The sequence below is a fragment of the Paenibacillus sp. sgz302191 genome, from assembly GCF_057749925.1.
This window is the reverse complement of record NZ_JBYLHY010000002.1, coordinates 152067-171789: the sequence shown is the minus strand read 5'-3', so window position 1 is coordinate 171789 and position 19723 is coordinate 152067. Positions and strand designations below refer to the sequence as shown.

15 protein-coding genes and 1 pseudogene are annotated in these 19723 nt (G+C 48.3%); 14 read left to right on the top strand and 2 right to left on the bottom strand.

Features of this window, described 5'->3' with window-relative positions:
- The first annotated feature begins 68 nt into the window (after positions 1–68).
- The 7 genes from AC3G2T_RS03185 (at position 69) to AC3G2T_RS03155 (ending at position 10575) form a co-directional block, all read left to right on the top strand.
- Positions 69–2339, top strand: coding sequence for a helix-turn-helix domain-containing protein (locus tag AC3G2T_RS03185; protein WP_488434510.1), 2271 nt, complete (start codon positions 69–71; stop codon positions 2337–2339).
- A gap of 757 nt (positions 2340–3096) precedes the next feature.
- Positions 3097–4770: a type 2 periplasmic-binding domain-containing protein gene (locus AC3G2T_RS03180; protein ID WP_488434509.1), complete on the top strand. Its 1674-nt coding sequence runs from the start codon at positions 3097–3099 to the stop codon at positions 4768–4770.
- Between the two features lie 116 nt (positions 4771–4886).
- Entirely contained in the window at positions 4887–5855 is a 969-nt protein-coding gene (locus AC3G2T_RS03175) for an ABC transporter permease (RefSeq protein WP_488434508.1), read from the top strand.
- 63 nt (positions 5856–5918) lie between these two features.
- Positions 5919–6773, top strand: coding sequence for a carbohydrate ABC transporter permease (locus AC3G2T_RS03170; RefSeq protein ID WP_488434727.1), 855 nt, complete (start codon positions 5919–5921; stop codon positions 6771–6773).
- A 56-nt stretch (positions 6774–6829) separates the two neighbouring features.
- Positions 6830–8047 carry a sialidase family protein gene (locus AC3G2T_RS03165; RefSeq protein WP_488434507.1) on the top strand — a complete coding sequence of 406 codons (1218 nt, stop codon included), beginning with the start codon at positions 6830–6832 and terminating at the stop codon, positions 8045–8047.
- 90 nt (positions 8048–8137) lie between these two features.
- Positions 8138–10204 (top strand): hypothetical protein, encoded by a 2067-nt coding sequence (locus AC3G2T_RS03160; protein WP_488434506.1) that lies wholly within the window; start codon positions 8138–8140, stop codon positions 10202–10204.
- On the top strand, positions 10162–10575 hold the full coding sequence (locus AC3G2T_RS03155) for a dihydrodipicolinate synthase family protein (RefSeq protein WP_488434505.1): 414 nt from the start codon (positions 10162–10164) through the stop codon (positions 10573–10575). Before AC3G2T_RS03160 ends, AC3G2T_RS03155 begins: the two co-directional genes overlap by 43 nt.
- Before the next feature lie 104 nt (positions 10576–10679).
- On the opposite strand, the pseudogene AC3G2T_RS03150 reads toward AC3G2T_RS03155, so the two are convergent.
- Both AC3G2T_RS03150 and loaP read right to left on the bottom strand, forming a co-directional pair.
- A pseudogene (locus AC3G2T_RS03150) lies at positions 10680–10997 on the bottom strand (IS6 family transposase); the annotation flags it as partial.
- Positions 10998–11077: 80 nt separating this feature from the next.
- Positions 11078–11635 carry an antiterminator LoaP gene (gene loaP / locus AC3G2T_RS03145; RefSeq protein WP_474680275.1) on the bottom strand — a complete coding sequence of 186 codons (558 nt, stop codon included), beginning with the start codon at positions 11633–11635 and terminating at the stop codon, positions 11078–11080.
- A gap of 598 nt (positions 11636–12233) precedes the next feature.
- Here loaP and AC3G2T_RS03140 point away from each other — a divergent pair.
- The 7 genes from AC3G2T_RS03140 to AC3G2T_RS03110 all read left to right on the top strand — a co-directional run bounded on the left by AC3G2T_RS03140 (position 12234) and on the right by AC3G2T_RS03110 (position 19722).
- A complete protein-coding gene (locus tag AC3G2T_RS03140; protein ID WP_488434504.1) occupies positions 12234–13043 on the top strand; it encodes a 4'-phosphopantetheinyl transferase family protein in 810 nt (269 codons plus the stop codon).
- 49 nt (positions 13044–13092) lie between these two features.
- A complete protein-coding gene (locus AC3G2T_RS03135; RefSeq protein WP_488434503.1) occupies positions 13093–14313 on the top strand; it encodes a cytochrome P450 in 1221 nt (406 codons plus the stop codon).
- A gap of 2 nt (positions 14314–14315) precedes the next feature.
- Complete coding sequence (locus AC3G2T_RS03130; RefSeq protein ID WP_488434502.1) at positions 14316–14990, top strand: MBL fold metallo-hydrolase; 675 nt, start codon at positions 14316–14318, stop codon at positions 14988–14990.
- Positions 14991–15089: 99 nt separating this feature from the next.
- On the top strand, positions 15090–15719 hold the full coding sequence (locus AC3G2T_RS03125; protein ID WP_474680271.1) for a hypothetical protein: 630 nt from the start codon (positions 15090–15092) through the stop codon (positions 15717–15719).
- A gap of 42 nt (positions 15720–15761) precedes the next feature.
- Positions 15762–18068: an ACP S-malonyltransferase gene (gene fabD / locus AC3G2T_RS03120; RefSeq protein WP_488434501.1), complete on the top strand. Its 2307-nt coding sequence runs from the start codon at positions 15762–15764 to the stop codon at positions 18066–18068.
- A gap of 38 nt (positions 18069–18106) precedes the next feature.
- Positions 18107–18877 (top strand): alpha/beta hydrolase, encoded by a 771-nt coding sequence (locus AC3G2T_RS03115; RefSeq protein WP_488434500.1) that lies wholly within the window; start codon positions 18107–18109, stop codon positions 18875–18877.
- 23 nt (positions 18878–18900) lie between these two features.
- Positions 18901–19722, top strand: a complete 822-nt coding sequence (locus AC3G2T_RS03110; protein ID WP_474680268.1) for a class I SAM-dependent methyltransferase — start codon at positions 18901–18903, stop codon at positions 19720–19722.
- Position 19723 lies beyond the last annotated feature (1 nt).

Genomic DNA, 19723 nt, shown 5'->3' with positions numbered 1-19723 from the left:
CGGAAGTTTGCGATATATTTATAACAAAAACAGAGTGAAAGCGTAATCATGAAAGGCGGTATGCGAATATGCTTTGGCCAAAACGTAACGTTTTGCAAAGAAATCGGCTGTATCTGCAGTATTTGTTTTCCTACATACTGGTATTGGCCATCCCTCTCGCGATCATCTCCATGCTGGTATACAACTATTTCTTCCATTTGCTGAAGGAGGAAGTGGTCAAGAACAACGTCAATCTGCTCCAGCATGTCGTCACGGCCATCGATACGAATATTTCAGGCATGAACACGGTGGCCTACCAAATCTACAACAACCCGGACCTGACGACCCAGCAAATCGGCGACGGTCCGAACAATACGTCCAGAGGCATTCATCAATTAAAAAGCTATATTTCCGGCGGCAACTTTATAACCGATGTCGTGGTTTACTACAACCAATTGAATAAGTTCGTCTCCTCGACGCGAACGTTCACGATGAAGGATTTTTTGAAAACGTACTACGGCGATACGGTCTCCGAAGAACAATTTCAAGTCTCGACCCAGAACATAAACGGCAATGCGGTCTGGGTGCCCGGCAGCGATTCGGATGGAGGCGAAGCGGGCAAAGTGGTGACGTATTTGGTGCCCAACAGCTCCAATTACGACAAACGCATGGTGCTGTTTATTATCAAGCAGCGGGCGTTTGAACAGACCATGGGCAGCGACAAAGGCAATATTATGGCGGTACACCCGGATCGCAAGATCGTCGCCGCCTCCAAAGAAATCGATCGTCCGACCGGGCAGGAGCTGTTGGCCTTCATTCGACCGGATCTGCTCGAGCAGTCGATCATCACGAATATAGGCGATTCCTCCCATTTCGTTTCTTACATCCAGTCCCCGGAAACCGACTGGAGCTACTTTATGATCATGCCTGTCGGCGAAGCGATGAGCCAAGTTATCGCTGCCAAGCAGACCTTCCAGTGGGCGTTCCTTGCCATCGTCCTTGCCGCGGGCATTATGATCCTGTTCAATATGCGGGTCAATTATCGGCCGATCCGCCAGCTGCGCCTGTTTGCGGAATCGGAGACCGGCAGCGTCGCGGAGACCGGAAACGAGTTCGAAGCGGTGCGGATGACGATCAACCGGATCAACCGTACGAACAAGATGTTGAACGATCAGGTCAAAAGCAATCACAACGCAGTCAAGGACTTTCTGCTGAGCAGCTTGATCCGTGGGTCTTTTCCGCATGCGGCCGCCTTTAACGAGCAGGGAGGAGATATCGGCATTTCCTTCAGCAAGTCGTTGTTTCGCGTCGCCATCTTCTCCGCGTCCCTGTCGGAGCGGCAGCGGAACCAGTCCGCGGCATCGCTTCCCGAGCTCGTCGAGCTGCTAGAACGGGAGCTGCAAGGCAAACTCGAAGGTTACGGCCGCATGAACATCGACAATCATCTGATTTTCGTTCTGGCGGACCGTCAGGAGCCGGACCGTCAATCGCTGTATGAAGCTTTGACGCATATGCAGCAGATCATGATGAATCGGCTGGGCACCCATGTTGCGGTCGGTGTCGGCAAAGGATATACGGAAACGGGACAGATCGGCAAATCGTGCATCGAAGCGTATACGGCGCTCGATTATCGGCTGGTCAAAGGAAAGGACCAAATCATTTATTTCGAAAATACGCAAATCGTTGCCGCATCGGACTATCCGTATCCGGTCGAGGCGCTTAATACGCTCGAACTGTCCATCGTCGAAAGCAATACCGAGCAAATTTCCACTACCGTTTCTGATCTCGTAGACCAAATTACCCGGTCCGACATGACACTGTTCGAAGCTCGCTGTCTGTGCTTCGATATTATCAATACGGTATTGAAGACGATGCAATTGATCAATAAAAAGTTCGTCGGCCTGGACAAAGGCTATATCGACGTCATTTCGCTCGCCCAATTCGAAACCGTGAAGGACCTCGGACGGAGCGTCAACGAGGTTTGCCAGACAATCTGCAAATACATCAAGGAGAATCGCGAGAAGCACGATCAGGAGCTGCTCCAGCAGTTGGCCGCCTATATCGACGGCAACTATTACCATATAAATTTTACGGTCCAGAACATGGCCGATCATTTCCACATGTCCCTGTCCAATTTGAGTTATTATTTCAAGAAATGCTCCGGCCAGAATATCTCCGATTACATCAATTACCTGCGCATTGAAAAAGCGAAGCAGCTGCTTAGCTCGACGGAGAAGCCGCTGAGCGAGATCATCTCCGAAATCGGGTATTGCGACGTATCGAGCTTCGTACGCAAGTTCAAGAAGGAGGTCGGCACGACGCCGGGCGTTTTTCGCAAGATCATGTATAAAGGCGTTTAGGCAGGGAAAAAGGGAGCCGGCTTTCGATGACGGCGCATCGACGATGCGTTGTTACCGGGAGCCGGTTTTTGTGTGGGGAACCCCTCGCCGATCTCCCCGGTAATGCCCTCGCTAATTGAAGAATGGGATTGAGGCCCCCCTAACGCTGTATTTCGATTTTGCCTCCCTAGCGAACGGTTTTTCCAGTATGTAGGGGCAGATAGGCTCTTCAAATGGACATTTTCTGACTCCAGACGAGGGAAGAAGTCAAGACTCGATTCTAATTGGGCAAAATTGGACTGCAGTGCGTGTAGGGCAATAAGCGATGTTCGGTGACTTGAGGTGAAGGTGTGCAGCAAACGAGATCTGCTGAAGAACGTAGAAGAAGCAGCAAGGCGGGCGAAGGAACGGGAGGGAGAATCAGCGGAGCGGATGTGTAAGAAATCGGCGATGAGAATGCAAACTGCCAACGTGAGCGGTAACCATGCGACGCACATGAATAGAAACTCGTATACTGCCCATGCGCAGAATGCCGCCGACTCATGCCAAAGCCTTACGGCGCTTGGTTTTTTCGCCTGTTGGAAAACGGCATATCGCTAGATAACGGCTGATTTACGTTTCTGCACCGCATCTGTTAGCCTGAAGAAGCGATCGATCAGCATGCGTATGTAATCGTTTACAACGCAAAAACAAGTCAAATTTGAAAGCAGGAAGCAAACGCAAGAATCAACGAGCAAGGAGCAAACGCGGAAGCCATAAGAAAATAGGGGGAATTCAAATGAGCAGAAATTGGATCAGGCTCGTTTCTGGAACCGTTTGCATCGGCGTACTGGGAGGGATGTTGATCGCATGCTCGTACAACGCCGGCAAAGCCGGAGAGAACACGCCGACCGCGAGCGGCAGCAGCAATGAAGCGCAGCTGCTGGACGGCGGCACAACGAATGCGACGGGTTATCCGATTGTGAAAACGCCGATCACGTTGAATGTGGGCATTATTTCCTATGCGAACATGGGAGATTTAACGAAGTACGATATTTGGAAGAAAATTGAGGAAAAAACGAACATCAAAATCAACTTGAAAGTGTACAGCGGTGTGGAAAAGGTTAATCTGATGTTCAGCAGCCGGGATTATCCGGACATTATGCTGCGGATGGATCCTACGCCGCAGTCGATTTCCGATGCAGTCGACGCGAAGGACATCGTAAGCGTCGACAGCCTTCTGAAATATGCTCCGAATTGGAGCAAGTTTTTCGAGACGAATCCGGATCTCAAGCAGCAAGCGCTGATGCCGGATGGCAAATTATACGGCTTTCCATACGTGCTGCTCGACGAATACAGCTACGGCCTCCGGGATCAATGGTTTATCAATCGGAAGTGGCTGGATGAGCTCGGTTTGAAAATGCCGGCCACGACGGAAGAATTCAAAAACGTCTTGATGGCCTTCAAACAAAATGCCGGCAAAGGCTCCATCCCCAAAAACGTGATTCCCTATTACTTTCAGTACGGCAACTACATCGGCGGTCAGTTCGATATGTACGGTACTTTCGGCGTGTATACAACCGCAGCCTCCCTAAGTACACCTGACCATTATTTTATTGTCGAAGACGGCAAGTTCAAATCGCAGGCGACTAATCCGGACTTGAAAGAACCCATTCGCTTTTTGGCCGACCTGTACAAGAATGGGCTGATTCCTCCGGAGGCCTTCACGGACGACTGGGGTAAATATACAGCCGCCATTTCGTCCAACCCGCCGATCGTAGGTTCGATGACCTCGTATGGCGATCAGAATGAAAACTATATGGATGGCAAATGGTGGTACCCGATGGCGCCGCTCAAATCCCCGAACGGGAAGCAGCCTCTCATTCGCCGCCAGAACCGCAGCATATGGCCGAGAAACTTCGTTATTTTCAAGAACAACAAATACCCTGTTGCATCGGCAAGACTCGCGGATATGCTGGCGGAACAGGATTGGTCCATGACGGAGAGATATGGCAAAGAAGGCGTGGCATGGACGAAATCGGACGACGGCAAATTCCAATTGACAAATCAAAAAATCGCTGCAGACGAAGACAGAGGGCTCGATAACTTTGGCATTGCCCTTCTCGACGAGAACCTGTTCAAGAATAAAATCGTCAACAATAACGTCAACAAGGAAGGCACAAGAGAATGGGCATACAACAACATTTATAAAAATTATTTACCTGCCAAAAACTTGAACATTCCGAAATTGCCGGAAGGCCTGCTGAAGGACATGGAAAAGCAGCGCCTGTTGGTTTTGGATACAGCGATCAATGATTATATTAAGGCAACCATTGCAAACTGGATATCGGGCAAGGGCGATGTGGACGCCGAGTGGGATGGTTATGTGAAGAAGCTGCAAGGCCTGGGGCTGGACGAGTTCATGCAATTGTATCAGAAACAGCTGGATGCAGCAGCCAAACTTGGCAAGTAACCGGCAGCGGGGGATCGGGCAGCAGGCAAGAGGATATATTCACATATGCGGAGTGGGTCCTCCTGACCGTCTGCCGTCCGATTACCGCATCCATCGAACGTACGGGAGGATTCAGCATGATCGATTCAAATTCGGCGATTCCGGAGATTCGGGAGCAAACCACGATGCGTTTATTCAGCAGGAGAATGCTCAAGGTGAAAGAAAATATCGGACTATACTTTCTAGTTCTTCCCGCGCTCATCTATGTCATTCTATTCGAATATGTTCCTTTATACGGCGTATTGATCGCCTTCGAGAACTTTAAACCGGTTAAGGGCATATGGGGGAGCGATTGGGTAGGGCTGTATCATTTTAAGCAATTTTTCAAGCTGGACATTTTTTGGATGCTGATCAAAAATACGTTGACAATAAGCATATATTCCCTGCTGGCGGGTTTCCCCATTCCGATCATACTTGCCTTGGCTCTCAACAGCACGAACAGCAAGCGGTTGAAAAGCGTTGTGCAGACGATCACATACGCGCCCCACTTCATATCGACGGTCGTATTGGTAGGCATGATCAATGTATTTATGGCTCCCAATTTAGGGGTTTTCAGTCAATTGCTGAATAAGATCGGCTTGACGAACGGTCCGCTCATGATTCTTACCGATCCTAACGCCTTCGTGCATCTGTATGTATGGTCCGGCGTCTGGCAGGGGATGGGCTGGGGGAGCATCATCTATTTAGCGGCTTTGTCTGGCGTGGATACTTCGCTTCATGAAGCGGCGATCGTGGATGGCGCGAATAAATTTCAACGCGCGTGGTATATCGATCTGCCTTCGATCCTGCCGACCATCGTCATCATGCTGATCTTGAACTGCGGAGGCATCTTGAGCGTCGGCTTCGAAAAAGTCTTTATGATGCAAAACCCGTTAAATTTGGGCAATTCCGAAGTGATTTCCACTTATGTTTACAAGATCGGCCTACTTCAATCCCAATACAGTTTCTCTGCGGCGGTTAGCCTGTTTAATTCGGTTGTGAATTTGATTCTGCTGCTGTCGGTCAACAAATTAGCCAAAAAATTGGGCCAAAGCGGTATTTTCTAAAGGCGGGTGATCAGGGTGACGGACTTAACGAACAAAAGTGGATCCGACAGGGCGTACGATATCATGAACAGCATATTTTTGCTGTTGCTGCTGATCATGGTAGCGTACCCGTTGTACTTTATTGTGATCGCTTCTTTCAGCGACCCTTCCGCAGTCGGAACGGGCAAGGTGATCTTGTTTCCGAAGGGCATGAATCTGAACGGATACGAAATCATTTTCAAATACAAGCAGTTATGGGTCGGATATGGCAATACCATTTTGTACACGGTCGGGGGAACGCTGCTTAGCGTCAGCTTGACGCTTATGACGGCCTATGCTTTTTCGCGGCAGGACATGGTCGGGCGGGGCTTTATTGTAACGGTGTTCATCATCCCGATGTTTATCAGCGGGGGGCTGATCCCGACTTATTTGCTGATCAGAGAGCTGCACCTGGTCAATAATCCGCTTATCATCGTCATTCTCGGAAGCGTCAGCATGTGGAACATCATCATTACAAGAACGTTCTTTCAGTCCACCATACCCGTGGAGTTGTTCGAAGCGGCGAAGATGGACGGCTGCGGCAATATCAGCTACTTTGTCAGAATCGTCCTGCCGCTGTCTAAAGCGATCATTGCGGTATTGGTCGTATTCACGGCAGTCTGGCATTGGAACTCGTTTTTTAATGCCCTGATTTATTTGAACAACCAGAAATATTTCCCGCTGCAACTGGTGCTAAGGGAAATATTGACGAGCCAGACGCAGATGATGCAGCAGCTTGATCTCGGTGTCATGGACCAGAACATGGCTGAAAAAACGATGTTGGCCGAGTCCGTCAAATACGGCATCATTATCGTTTCCAGCTTGCCGATTTTGTGCCTGTATCCGTTTGCACAAAAATATTTCGTCAAAGGGGTCATGATCGGTTCGCTGAAAGGCTGAGAAGCCGGGCATCGAAGTAACCCCGCCCCATCCATTTTAAACAGAGGTGAAAGCAAATGAAGGCACTGGCCGACGATTATGTCAACGTTTACGAATCCGAAGATCCGTCCCGCATCTATTGCTACAGTCCCGGTCTTGCGCAGCTTCCTTCCGGCCGACTTGTGTCGACGCTCGACCTTGACGGTCCCGGCGTGAAGCCTCCATACGGAAAGGTGCTTACCTCGGACGATAAGGGCCGAACGTGGGCGCATCGGACCGATTTTCCGTTCGTGCATGCGAGACCGTTCACCGCGGGCAGCTCCCTGTACGTGATCGGCCACAACGGCGATTTGACGATTATGCGATCAGACGACGGAGGGGATAGCTGGACGGAGCCGATTCACCTGACCGAAGGCAAGGAATGGCATCAGGCGCCGTGCAATGTCCATTATGCAGGAGAATCGGTCTATCTGGTCATGGAAAAACGCAAATACCGCCGTATCGAAAGCTGGCCCGTTGGGGAATTGGCGCCCGTGCTGATGCGCGGAAGGACGGATTCCGATCTAACCCTGGCAGCGAACTGGACGTTCGCCTCCGAGCTCGCCTTCTGCGATGCCGTTCCGGCGGATAAGCTTACTGATTTCGGCGTTCCTTTCTACCATAGCGATCCGTTGCGCTCTATCAACATTGCGCCTGGCAGAGACTGTGCCCCTGCGGGATGGCTGGAAACGAACGTCGTGCAATTTGTCGACCCCGATCATGCATGGTTCGATCCGGAGGGGAGAACGTTTCATTTGTGGCTGCGCGCGCATACGGGGGGAAGCGGCTATGCGGCTATCGCCAAAGTCGTGGAGGACGAGAACGGCGCGATGACGACCATGCTAGAGACCGTTCCGTCAGGGAAACGCGTCGTGTTTGTTCCCTGTCCGGGCGGACAAATGAAATTTCATATCCTGTACGACGACCGGACCCGATTGTATTGGCTACTCAGCACGCAGGCGACGGACAGCATGACGCGAGCGGACAGACTGCAGCCCGACCGGTACAATTTGCCGAACAACGAGCGGACGAGGCTGCAGCTGCATTTTTCCAAAAATTGCATCGATTGGTGCTTTGCCGGTTTGGTTGCTGCCGGACCGGGGGCGAAGCATTCTCGGCATTATGCCTCCATGGTGATCGACGGCGATGACATGTATATCTTGAGCCGATCTGGCGATGAGCGAGCCGCCAGCGCACATAACGGTAATTTCATCTCGTTTCATACCGTCAAGCGTTTCCGCGAGCTGGTTTATTGAAAAATTCAGCATATCCTTTCCAGACGGAAAGCGCAGCAAATGCTTACGAAGCGAGTTTTGCTCTCGCAAAACTTTTAGGAGGAATGATTCATGTCCGAGCACAAGGATTCGAACGAAAAGTTGTCCCGTAGAAAGCTCCTCGCTTCGATGGGAGCGGCGGGAGCCGCGGCTATTCTGTATGGCGTGACGACGGGAACGGGGAATGCGAAGGAGTCTTCCGTGACTGATGCCGTCTATGGAGACGATCGTGATCGCGATTCGGGTAAGTCCGGCAGCAATATCCGAGCGCGCGGCGTTTTTCGGCCTCGGGTGAAGATCACGCAGGAATGGGATGTACTGGAATTCACCGCGGCCGACGGCATCACGACCGGATACCGGTGGGCCGGTCTGCTCCCGCACACGACGAGGGCAGACAACCCGGTTGCCGACGGAGGGATAGGATCTGCCGTGTGGGTGGCCGTTTATCAGACCGGGCTTGAAGAAGCGCTGGCTGAAACCGGAGGCGTCAATCTTATCGGGGGCGCCAGACCGGTCTGGCGCGTTGTCGACACCGATTTATGGCTCACCGACCCGTCTGCCGCGGTCAAATCGGTGCTGGGCCTCGCGGCCGTTTCGGGTGGCGTCGTCCTGATTCCCGCCGGTACGCACAACTTTACGGCAACGGGCGGCAATATCGATTTGCCGCCGAATGTCATCATCACGGGCGAAGGGGTCGGCGTGACGAATCTCGTCTGGAACGGCGACGGTTACCTGTTCCGCTACTGGAGAAGCTCGGCGACATGGGGCGACGCCGTCGGCACGAGCCATGCGATCACGGATTTGTCGATGAACGGCGGAGATAATCCGAATTCGACCGCGGTCGAAATCTCGGATACGTACGGGTTCAAGCTCCGCAATATCAGCATGTACGGGTTTACGGCCGGCTGTGGCCTGGTGCTCCACACCCGCAAGTTCTGGGTCGAGGGAACGACGCTGGAAAACGTCTCCATCAGCAACTGCAAGCGCCAAATCGTGTTCAAGCGTCAGCCGGGAACGTCAAGCATGCCTTCGTATGGCTATACCACGTTCCGCAATGTGTCGCTTAATCTCCGCGACGGCCAGATTGGGATGCTGGTCGGCGACGATGCGTATAACAACGCACAGCATGAAATCTACAACGCGATTTTGGAAGTCAACATCTGGACGACCGGTAGCTCGATAGGCGTCGCCTTCGGCAAAAACGGCACCATCCGGGACTCCAGCGGCATCTTCCGCTGTGAAACGCCGCCGGAGGGGGCTCCATTCTCGGGCAGCTTCTTTCAAATCGTTTACCCGGAAACGTCGGGCATGTTTAACTTTGACGGGCCTGTAAGAACCTCGCATTTGAGTAAAGCCGAGGACTGGAGAAATACGTGGCGTGATTTGCGTTACAAGAAGCTGCGCGACATCGGGGAGCCCAAGGCTGGCGGCTTGCAAAACTATGCGCAATGGTTCCGGGTATGCCGGATCGGCGGGGACCGCTCGCTGTTCAGCGGACGCGTGAGGATGACGACGGATTACGGCAAGGCTTCCTACCGCACCGCATCCGCGGAATTTGCGTTCGGCGTCCGCGGCAATGAGGCAGGCGGCTTTAAGCCGATCTTTACCGTCGACGGCGACGGGTTTAACGGAACAAGCGACGTGTTCGCCAAATTTTCAGTTTATATCGATGCGAGCGGGAAATATTGGCTGTATTTCCGCCGTCCGAAATATACGAACTATTGCGTGTTCGAGTATACGTACGACCTGTATCCGCAAGGGACCTTCGAATATTGGGACAAGGTGGATTCGCCGGAGACGGACTCTTCCCTGACGAAGGTATGGGATTCCGTGTCTTATCCGTCCCAGGCATCCTACATCGGCGACGAAATGGTGTTTACCGGCCAACGGGCCATCGCTGCGGCCAATGGCGGCAATGTTTCGTATCAAGTGGCGCACCAGTTGGGCGTCGCACCCGAATGGTACACGGCAACGGCGTTGTCCGTGGATGCCAATGCCGTCGGCATTTCCTCGATCATGGCTGACGCGAACAATATTACGGTCACGTTCAAATCAGCAACGCCCGCCGGCATCGGGAATATCAAATTCGGAGTCGAGTGGGGACGCAAGCAGTTCAACAACCGTTTCCGGCCGTCGTGACGCTTCGTCCGGGCCGCCACGCTTGGCCTACGATGATCACCCCGTTTACGGAGTCCGGCCAGATCGATTATTCCGGACTCGAGCAGTTGATCGAGTGGTATATCGGGCGCGGGGTGGACGGCCTTTTTGCGGTATGCCAATCAAGCGAAATGTTCTTTCTCGGCCTGGAGGAGCGCGTAAATCTGGCCCGGTTTGTCAAGGGAAAAGCGTCTGGCCACCTCCCCGTCATCGCTTCCGGCCATATTTCGGATGATTTGGAACGCCAAATCGACGAGATCCAAAGCATTGCCTCTACGGGAATCGACGCGTTTGTTCTGGTGACCAATCGGGTTGTGGTGCAAGAATTAAAAAAGATAGCAATTTCCCAATAAATTAAAATTAACTATGCCATAATACCAAATATCTTATTAAGCCATTCAACTGCAGAGAGGACAGACGAATTATTTTCGGCCTGCCCTTTCCTAATCATATGCATTAATTTTTGTATTGCTGGTGGATATGCTGGATTTTTATCCAAGGTGATTACACGTGGGATTTGATTATGTGGAGAGGACAAGGCCTTTGTAAAGAAACGCTTAGCTGCCGGCATGTCCCGATTTTCAGATAACATGAAATCAATGGTTTTCCCCATAGAATCAACTGCCCGATATAGATACTTCCACTGACCTTCGACTTTGACATAGGTTTCGTCAGTCCTCCAAGAATCGTTTGTAGGTTTCAAATAGGGACGGATTCGTTTGTCGATTTCGGGTCCAAATTCATGGACTCATCTCATGATCGTCGTATGGGAAATCTTGGGGAGACAGCAGACCAAAAAGTTTCATGGATTCAGGATATTTTCAAAGAGCGTTACTTTCGAAATTCAGGATAGTATTACTCTAATGAGTTTGAAAGGGGATGCTTACGATTGTCCAATACTTCAACGCCCACATCAAACGTAGTCTCTTTCCCCATAAAATGAAGCAATATTTTCGCTCTATTTTTATGTTTATCGACCTTTTTAATAATGTTCTCTTTACCCAGCAGGGGACCGGAAATGACAACAATTTTGGAGTTTTCCACATATACATTCGAATAATTGATCGTATCTCTCTCATCGAGAAGCTGTAGAATTGGAGAAATCTCATTTTCACATATTTTCGAAAAATATATGCCTTGATCCCTTGAATAAAAAAATCCATTATTTACTAACCATAAGCATTTGGGAATTTTTTTGAGCTGATAAAAAATATCGGTGTTCATGTTCGTTTTTATGAGTACGTAACCAGGGAAAAAAATTTTGAGCACATGATTGATGATGCCAGACTTTTTCTCAGGAATTTTTCTTTTAGGAACTATGGATAATAAGGTTTGATGATCAAAATAGAGTTGCAAAAATTTCTGAACAACTTCTTCTTTCCCTGTTTCTACGAAAAGTGCATACCAATCCAAGAAGATCAGTCCTTTCTATGTAAAATTGGTGCCTATGAATAAGGCCAACAATGCTGAAATGGGGTGTAGATAATTATACAATGATTGATTTGAAAAAAATGTAAAAATACGTCGGAATGGAAAAAAGTATCAAATGCAGACCGGATTATTGGCCTGTGCGTCGAGGGCGTCAGTACCCGGGACATTCTCTTATTAATAATAGTTTGACACGTATCAAATGATTGAATATACTAATTTTGGGAGATTATTAAATTTATCCCGCGTAATTGAACTGGATTGTCAACTTGGAAGCAATAGAAACAATTGTGTTTGATTTACTTGTTCTTGCTGTCAGTGGCAAATTTTCCTTTTGATCTGGTTACCACTGATCCAAGTAGTTACTATTTTTTATGAATTTATATTCTATATTAATCATCTAAGTAGTCTAATCGGTGTTTCGGCACGTTGGAGGAGTTTAGATGTTCAGAGAACCATTCAAATGGGTATAGGGAGTAGTTCTCCTATAAATAATAGTGTATCCCTTAAATTATCAGAAAATTCAATCTATTTTAGGGGTGATTTTATTCCTAACGGGTTCCTTTCAATAAATCCAACTACGATGATACAAGAGCTAGTATTCGAAGGATTAGCTCGAGAATATAAAGCTTATTTTTGTATTTCTTATTTTCATGAGGATTACCAGTACGCTGATATGACCCCGATTCTGCATCCGAAAGAACTTGAATATTACACGACGCTCCGATTCGAACGTCGGATACAGAGCTACATTGCCGGCCGATATGTTGCTAAGAAAGCAGCCTCGCTGCTTTTTAAAGTGGATAATATGGCGTCTATTTTTATTGACCAAGGGATTTTTTATCAACCGATCGTTGTCTACCCGACCATTTCCAATACGCAAGTAAGCATCACACATGGTGATGGTCTTGCGGCAGCACTTGCATTTTCAGAACGATTTCCGTTGGCAATCGATATAGAAAAGATATTGAATAAAAAGGAATTTTTTATGAGTCAATTTACTGATCTAGAGATTACTCTTATTCAAAGATTGTCGTTTGCGAATGATACGGCCTTTACAGTATTGTGGACGGTGAAAGAAGCTTTGTCTAAGATATTGAAAACAGGTTTGACGGTCCCACTTTCCATTTATGAAATAAATCACATGGAAGCAAGGGAGGGCGTTCTATACAGTTCCTTTGCAAATTTTATGCAGTACTCGGCGGTTTCGCTTATTTTCGATACTTATGTATGTTCGATTGTCTATCCGAAGAGAATGCCACTTGTGGTCGGATCTCTAAAGGAAGCGCTGGTACGTTTCATGGCGATTTCGAAAATCCCCCCAACAAAGTTGGAGGGGAATTTTCAGTACGCCCGGCAGGAGTTTGCAATGTCAAGGCAACAAATCGATTGACTGTATTCCAAGGGGATAACCAAATTTACTATAACAGGAGGAATTTAGAATGAGTACACCCGTTGAGCCGATTTATTTGAAGGAAATTTCCAAGCCTGGATCGCCTAAGGAAGGATGGGAGCCGTATCAATGGTACAAGGAGATGAGAGACAATCAACCCGTCTATTACGATGCTGAGCAAGATGTCTGGAACGTTTTCCTATACGAAGATGTCAAGCGGGTTTTATCTGATCATGAGCTATTTACAAGTAAACGGAGTAGGAGCTTTTTCCCTATCGCTCATTCCATGGACAGTAAAAGTAATGTCAATTTTTCCGATCCTCCTGTGCATACTCATCGCAGGGCTTTTCTCGGGAAAGCTTTTAGCCCGAAAAATTTAGTGAACTGGGAAGCCCGGATTCAACGCATCGTCAACGAAATGCTGGATGATCTTGCGGGCCGCAAGCAATTTGATATTTTGGATGATTTTGCGATTCCGCTTCCGATCATCGTAATGGCCGAGCTATTGGGAGTCCCTGCGAAAGATCGCCAGTTATTCAAGGGATGGTCTACCGTGATGTTTCTTCCTCACAACAAAGACTCCCAGCAAAATGTTATGGAAAGAAAACAGCAAGTGTTAAAGGAATTTGCCGGGTACTTGTTTCCTTTTGTCCAAGAGAAACGGAACAATCTTGCCGATGACATCATATCGGATTTAGTTCAGGCCGAGTCCGAGGGCGAGCGGCTAAATGATCAGGAGGTTCTTGCCTCGGCTATGGCTCTGCTTGGGGGCGGCTTCGAACAAACGACGAATTGGCTTGCGAATTCATTGTATTGTTTCTTGTACGATAAGCCGGATACGTATCAGGAATTGCGTGATCGTCCGGAATTGATCCCTCAAGCGATTGAAGAAGTTTTGCGCTATCGGTTTCCGGTTTGTCTGGATCGTCAGGTCGTTCAGGATACGGCGGTCTTCGGCCCTGAGATGAAACAAGGGCAAATGGTTGTAGCATGGGTCAGCTCTGCCAATCGCGACGAACGGCAATTTTCACATGCTGAACAGTTCGATATCCATCGGGAAGGCAATCCAAAGCACTTGTCATTTGGGGCAGGCTCCCATTTTTGTCCAGGTTCTTCGTTGGCCCGCTTGAAAGTAAAGACGGCATTAACGACGTTTATTCAACGATTTTCACACGTGCAGTTGCCTCCTTCATTTGATGTAACGGAGCACTTGATCGAGTCGACAATTGGCCAATCTTTAAAGAGCCTGCCGGTGATTGTTCAGGGGTAAAAATGAATAGTACCTATGAGATCATTCAACTGAAGGCCGGTTCTTCGTTGATGCCTAACTACATGTACGTCATTTTGGACAGAGCTACTCATAAAGCTGCCATTATTGATCCGGGGTGGGATCTGGAGCTGATTACGACATGTTTTTGGGAATTGGGGGTGCAGTCCTCTATCATCTTATTGACGCATTCCCATTTTGACCATGTGAATATGGTAGAGCCTTTAGTTGAAAGATTCGGATCGTCGGTGTACATGTCTGCCGTAGAAAGCGGGTATTACCAATTTACGTCAACCAATTTAATCCGATTTCACGATATGGATGTCATTTATTTGGGCCAAACTCGCATTCAATGTCTCGTAACCCCAGGCCATACTGCAGGAGGGAGTTGTTTTCTTCTGACCGACAGTCTGTTTACTGGAGATACGGTTTTCACTGAAGGCTGCGGCGTGTGCGATATGGCGGGTGGATCTCCCGAGCAGATGTATGAGAGTATCCAAAGAATTAAACGGATCGTAGCTCCTCATGTTCGCATTTATCCGGGGCATTCGTATGGAAAACCGCCAGGCTGTGCTTTGATCGATTTGGAAAAACACAATATTTACTTTGGTTTGGACAACAAAAAGCATTTTGTCGATTTCAGAATGCGTAAAAATCAGAAGTCTTTTATCCAGAAATGAAAGAAGCGGTGCCGTTTTGCGAAAAGGAATATCGTTGAAAGGGATACTGCGTAATTCTAATGTAAGGTCATAGAACATAGGACCGGGAAGGATGCAAAGATGAGTGTACAAGCTCAATTAAAGAATGGGGCAGGAGGAATTCTGCTGGCTGCAGGAATTGCATTGTCCCTTGCTCAGGCTCTATTCTATTTCGCTATTGATTCGAGTTCGATTGCCTCAACGGTGAAGAGCCCAGGATATGTTTATTACAACATACTCAACATATTGGGTGTTATTTTGCTGGTGGTTGGACTCTGCGGGTGGTCGCTGAGGCCTTCATTCGGGACAGGAATGTTTGCGGTAATTCGGTTTTTCCTTGCAGTTGCCGGGACGGTCTTTTTATTTGGGGACGTGTGGTTTGAGTCGTTTGCGGTACCTTCAAGCGTACAGACAGCGCCTCAACTGCTTGATCTGCCTCCGGGAATTACGCTCGTTGCCGGGATGCTGATTTCCTCTGTGCTGTTTAAATTGGGTTGGTTTATCATTGGTGTTCATATCACGATCAAGGGAACGATTGCGCGTTGGTACGGGGTGCTTTTAGCCTTGAGCTGTCTATATGGAGTTCTTCCCTTAGTTTTCCCGCATCTGCTCCCTTTCGCTATAGCGGTAGGATTAATCGGGCTCCATTTGCATGCAGCGCGCAGCGATGTGCGTACGAGTGAGACGAACAAGATCTCGATTCAAGCCTGATGACATCGATTCTGAAGGTATTGGAAGAAAGGAAGTGCTGACATGCTAACCTATATGTTTCCGGGACAGGGCTCCCAACACAAAGGGATGGGCGGTGAGCTCTTTGACGAGTTCCCGGACATTAGCCGCAAAGCTGACGATATATTGGGTTATTCGATTAAGGAGCTGTGTTTATACGATCCCTTGCAGCAATTAACGAATACACAATATACGCAGCCTGCGTTATACATAGTGAATGCCCTCAGCTACCTGAAAAAAATCAAGGATGGACATGCAAAACCTGATTTTTTGGTTGGGCACAGCTTGGGCGAGTATAATGCGCTGTTGGCGGCAGGGGCTTTTGATATGGAAACAGGCTTGCAGCTCGTTAAAAAAAGAGGGGAATTGATGAGCAAGGCAGTCGGCGGAGGCATGGCTGCCGTTCTTGGCTTTCATGCGGATCGAGTGCGTCAGGTGTTGGTAGATAATAAGTTGGATCAAATTAATATCGCCAACGATAATGCGCCTACACAGATTGTAATAGCCGGTTTTAAAGAGGATATAGAGCGCGCCAAGACTATTTTTGAAAATGCGGGAGTCCGCATGTACATTCCGTTGAATGTGAGCGGTGCATTTCACTCCATTCATATGGCAGACGCACAAAAAGAGTTTGCTCTGTTTTTGCACAAATTTCATTTCTCAGGGATTGCTATCCCCGTTATTTCAAATGTGGAAGGATTGCCTTACCGGAGCGATGAGGTGAAAACAAATGTAATCAAACAAATTACGCATCAAGTGAAGTGGACAGATACGATCCGTTATTTGATGGGATATGAAGACATGCAGTTTGAAGAAATTGGGCCTGGCAATGTGCTGACCAAGCTTCTTAGCCAAATCCGTAAAGAGGCAACGCCGCTTCAACCGCTTCCAATCGTTGAACCGATTCACGGCAGCGTTCAGACCTTTGTATCCAAGGCGCTGCAGGAGGAGCCCGTTCTTCCGAAGCAGGCGGCGCAACCGCGTTTCGAAATTACGGAAAAGAGCCTTGGAGACAGCCAATTCAAAAAGGATTACGGCCTAACTCGCGCTTATGTGACTGGAGCCATGTACAGAGGGATTGCATCCGAGCAGATCGTTGTGAAGATCGGTAAAGCTGGCATGTTAGGTTTTTATGGGACAGGCGGACTCAGTTTGGAGCATATCGAAGGAGCCATTCAGCGAGTTCAAGAGGAACTGGGACGGAACGGATCTTATGGATTTAATTTGCTTCATCATCCTGTTGATCCTTCCAAGGAAGAAAAGACGGTAAATCTGTACTTGAACTATGGAGTTCGGAATGTCGAGGCATCTGCTTTCATGACGATCGTTCCGGCCTTGGTTATTTATCGGGCTAAAGGGTTAAAAAGGACTACAGACGGCGGGGTGCACATAGGAAATCGGATCATGGCCAAGCTGTCCAGGCCCGAAGTGGCGGAAGCCTTTCTGAGTCCGGCGCCTGAACGAATCGTAGACAAGCTGCTTCAAGAGTATAAAATCACGCCGGAAGAAGCCGCTATGTTAAGCGAAGTTCCCATGGCAGACGACTTGAGCGTAGAAGCGGATTCCGGCGGTCATACCGATCTTGGTGTGGCCTATGCGTTGATGCCGGCCATGGTCAAGCTTCGGGACGAGATGATGAAAAAGTACGGTTACGTGAAACAAATCCGTATAGGAGCTGCCGGTGGCATTGGAACGCCAGCCTCTGCTTCTGCGGCCTTCATGCTGGGCGCCGATTATATCGTTACCGGCTCTATCAACCAGTGCAGTGTCGAAGCAAAAACGAGTGACGCTGTGAAAGATTTATTGCAGCAGGCCAATGTGCAGGATACCGATTATGCGCCGGCAGGAGATATGTTTGAGCTTGGGGCCAAGGTGCAGGTATTGAAAAAAGGATTGTTCTTCCCGACAAGAGCCAATAAGCTGTACGATTTGTACCGTCAATTTTCTTCCTGGGAAGAAGTTGATGAAAAAAACAAAGTGATGATTCAAGAGAAATACTTCAAACGAAGTTTTGAACATATTTTTGAAGAAATCAAAGCGACTCGCCCGGAGCAAGAAATTGAGAAAGCAGAGCGAAACCCCAAATATAAGATGGCCTTGGTATTCAAGTGGTATTTCGGGTATACGACTCAACTGGCACTGAGCGGTGAATTAGATCATAAAGTTGATTTTCAAATCCACTGCGGTCCTGCATTAGGCGCTTTTAATCAATGGGTCAAAGGTACGCCCATGGAGAATTGGCGCAATCGCCATGTCGATGAAATCGCAATTAAGCTTATGAAGGAAACAGCAGCATTCATGAATCAACGCTTTTTGACGTTAACCAGTTAAATTAGCGGAAGGATGGATATACCATGAAATTGGAAGTTTTGGAATATGCGCCGGAGACGAAATCGGAACTGCCTCCACTGTTATTTGTGCATGGCGCTTCACATGGGGCATGGTGTTGGAAAGAAAACTTTTTACCTTATTTTTCTGCCAAAGGCTTTCCGTCCTATGCGCTCAGCTTTCGCGGGCATGGCGAAAGCGAAGGACGAGACCAGCTGTATTCTTTTACACTGGGGGATTATACGGAAGATGTGCTGAAGGTGATAAAGGGAATGAAGAGCAAGCCTGTTCTCATTGGACATTCGATGGGCGGGGCTGTCGTTCAAAAAATTATGCATACGTATCCTGATCAAATCCGGTCCATGGCGCTTATGGCCTCGTCGCCTCCAAGCGGGATGGGGAAAGAATGGGCGAAGATCGTATTAACCCGATTCAGACTCGTCTATAAGATGTATCTCTTTAATAAAGGGAGCAGCACGGTATTCCCTGAAAGGCTCTTGTTCTCCGAAGGGCTGGAGGCCGCCAAAAAAAACGAATATATGAGTCGATTGCAACCGGAGTCGATGAAAGCAGCTGAGGAAATGATCAGGCAAACGTTGGATACCAAGGCTTTAAAAATAACGATGCCGATCTTGGTGCTTGGTTCGCGCAAGGATGAGTTTTTCTCAGACAAGATAGCAATTAAAATTGCAAAAGCTTATCAAACGGAGCCGATTATTTTCCCAAATATATGTCATGATATGATGCTTGACCCCAACTGGGAACATGTCGCTGAATCACTCCTCCACTTTTTTCACGAGACGGCATCTTAATTAGGGAGAAGGGAGTATATAGCATGAATGGAGCGGGTTCTTATCAAATTAAACATATTGCCAGCAATGTTGACGCTGAGATTAATCGGCTGAAAGCCCAGGTAGAATTATTTTGGGAAAAAGAATTCAAACGATATAAGGAATTCGGATTAACGGATGGATTGAAGGTGATTGAGCTCGGAGCGGGACCTGGATTTGTGATTAAGAAGATACTGGATCATTTCCCTAATATTTCTATAACGGCATTGGAAATTGAACCGTTGCTGGTCGATTATGCCAAAGCCTATTTATCGAAAAAGAAGTACAAGCAGTGCAAAGTTGTTCAAGGTTCCATTATGGAAACGGGGCTTCCGGAGCAATCGTTTGATTTTGCCATTACAAGGCTTGTTTTGGAGCACTTGCCTGACCCGATTGGCGCCGTCCGGGAGGTCTGCCGGATACTGAAGCCGGGAGGCAAAGCGATTTTCGTTGATAATGACTTTGAAATGCATATTATGGCCCACCCTACTATTCTGGAGTTGAGGGATTTATACGGCGCCTACTGCCAGTCGCGATTTGCCGAGGGAGGGAATCCTAGAATCGGACGGGAATTGCCTCGGATATTAAAGTGCGGAGGGTTCTCCAACGTTGACTTTGAAGTGATCAGTGCCCATAGCGATATCGTGGGGGATGAAATGTTTTTTAAGTCTGAAGGAATCGGAATCCCGGCCAAATTGGTGCAGGACGGTTATCTGTCGAGCAAAATGCTGGGGAAAATCTCTGTCGAATGGAGAAATATGATCAAAAACGAGAATCATTCCATAATTCGCCAATTATACATGGCCGTTGGCGAGAAATTGCTCTAAA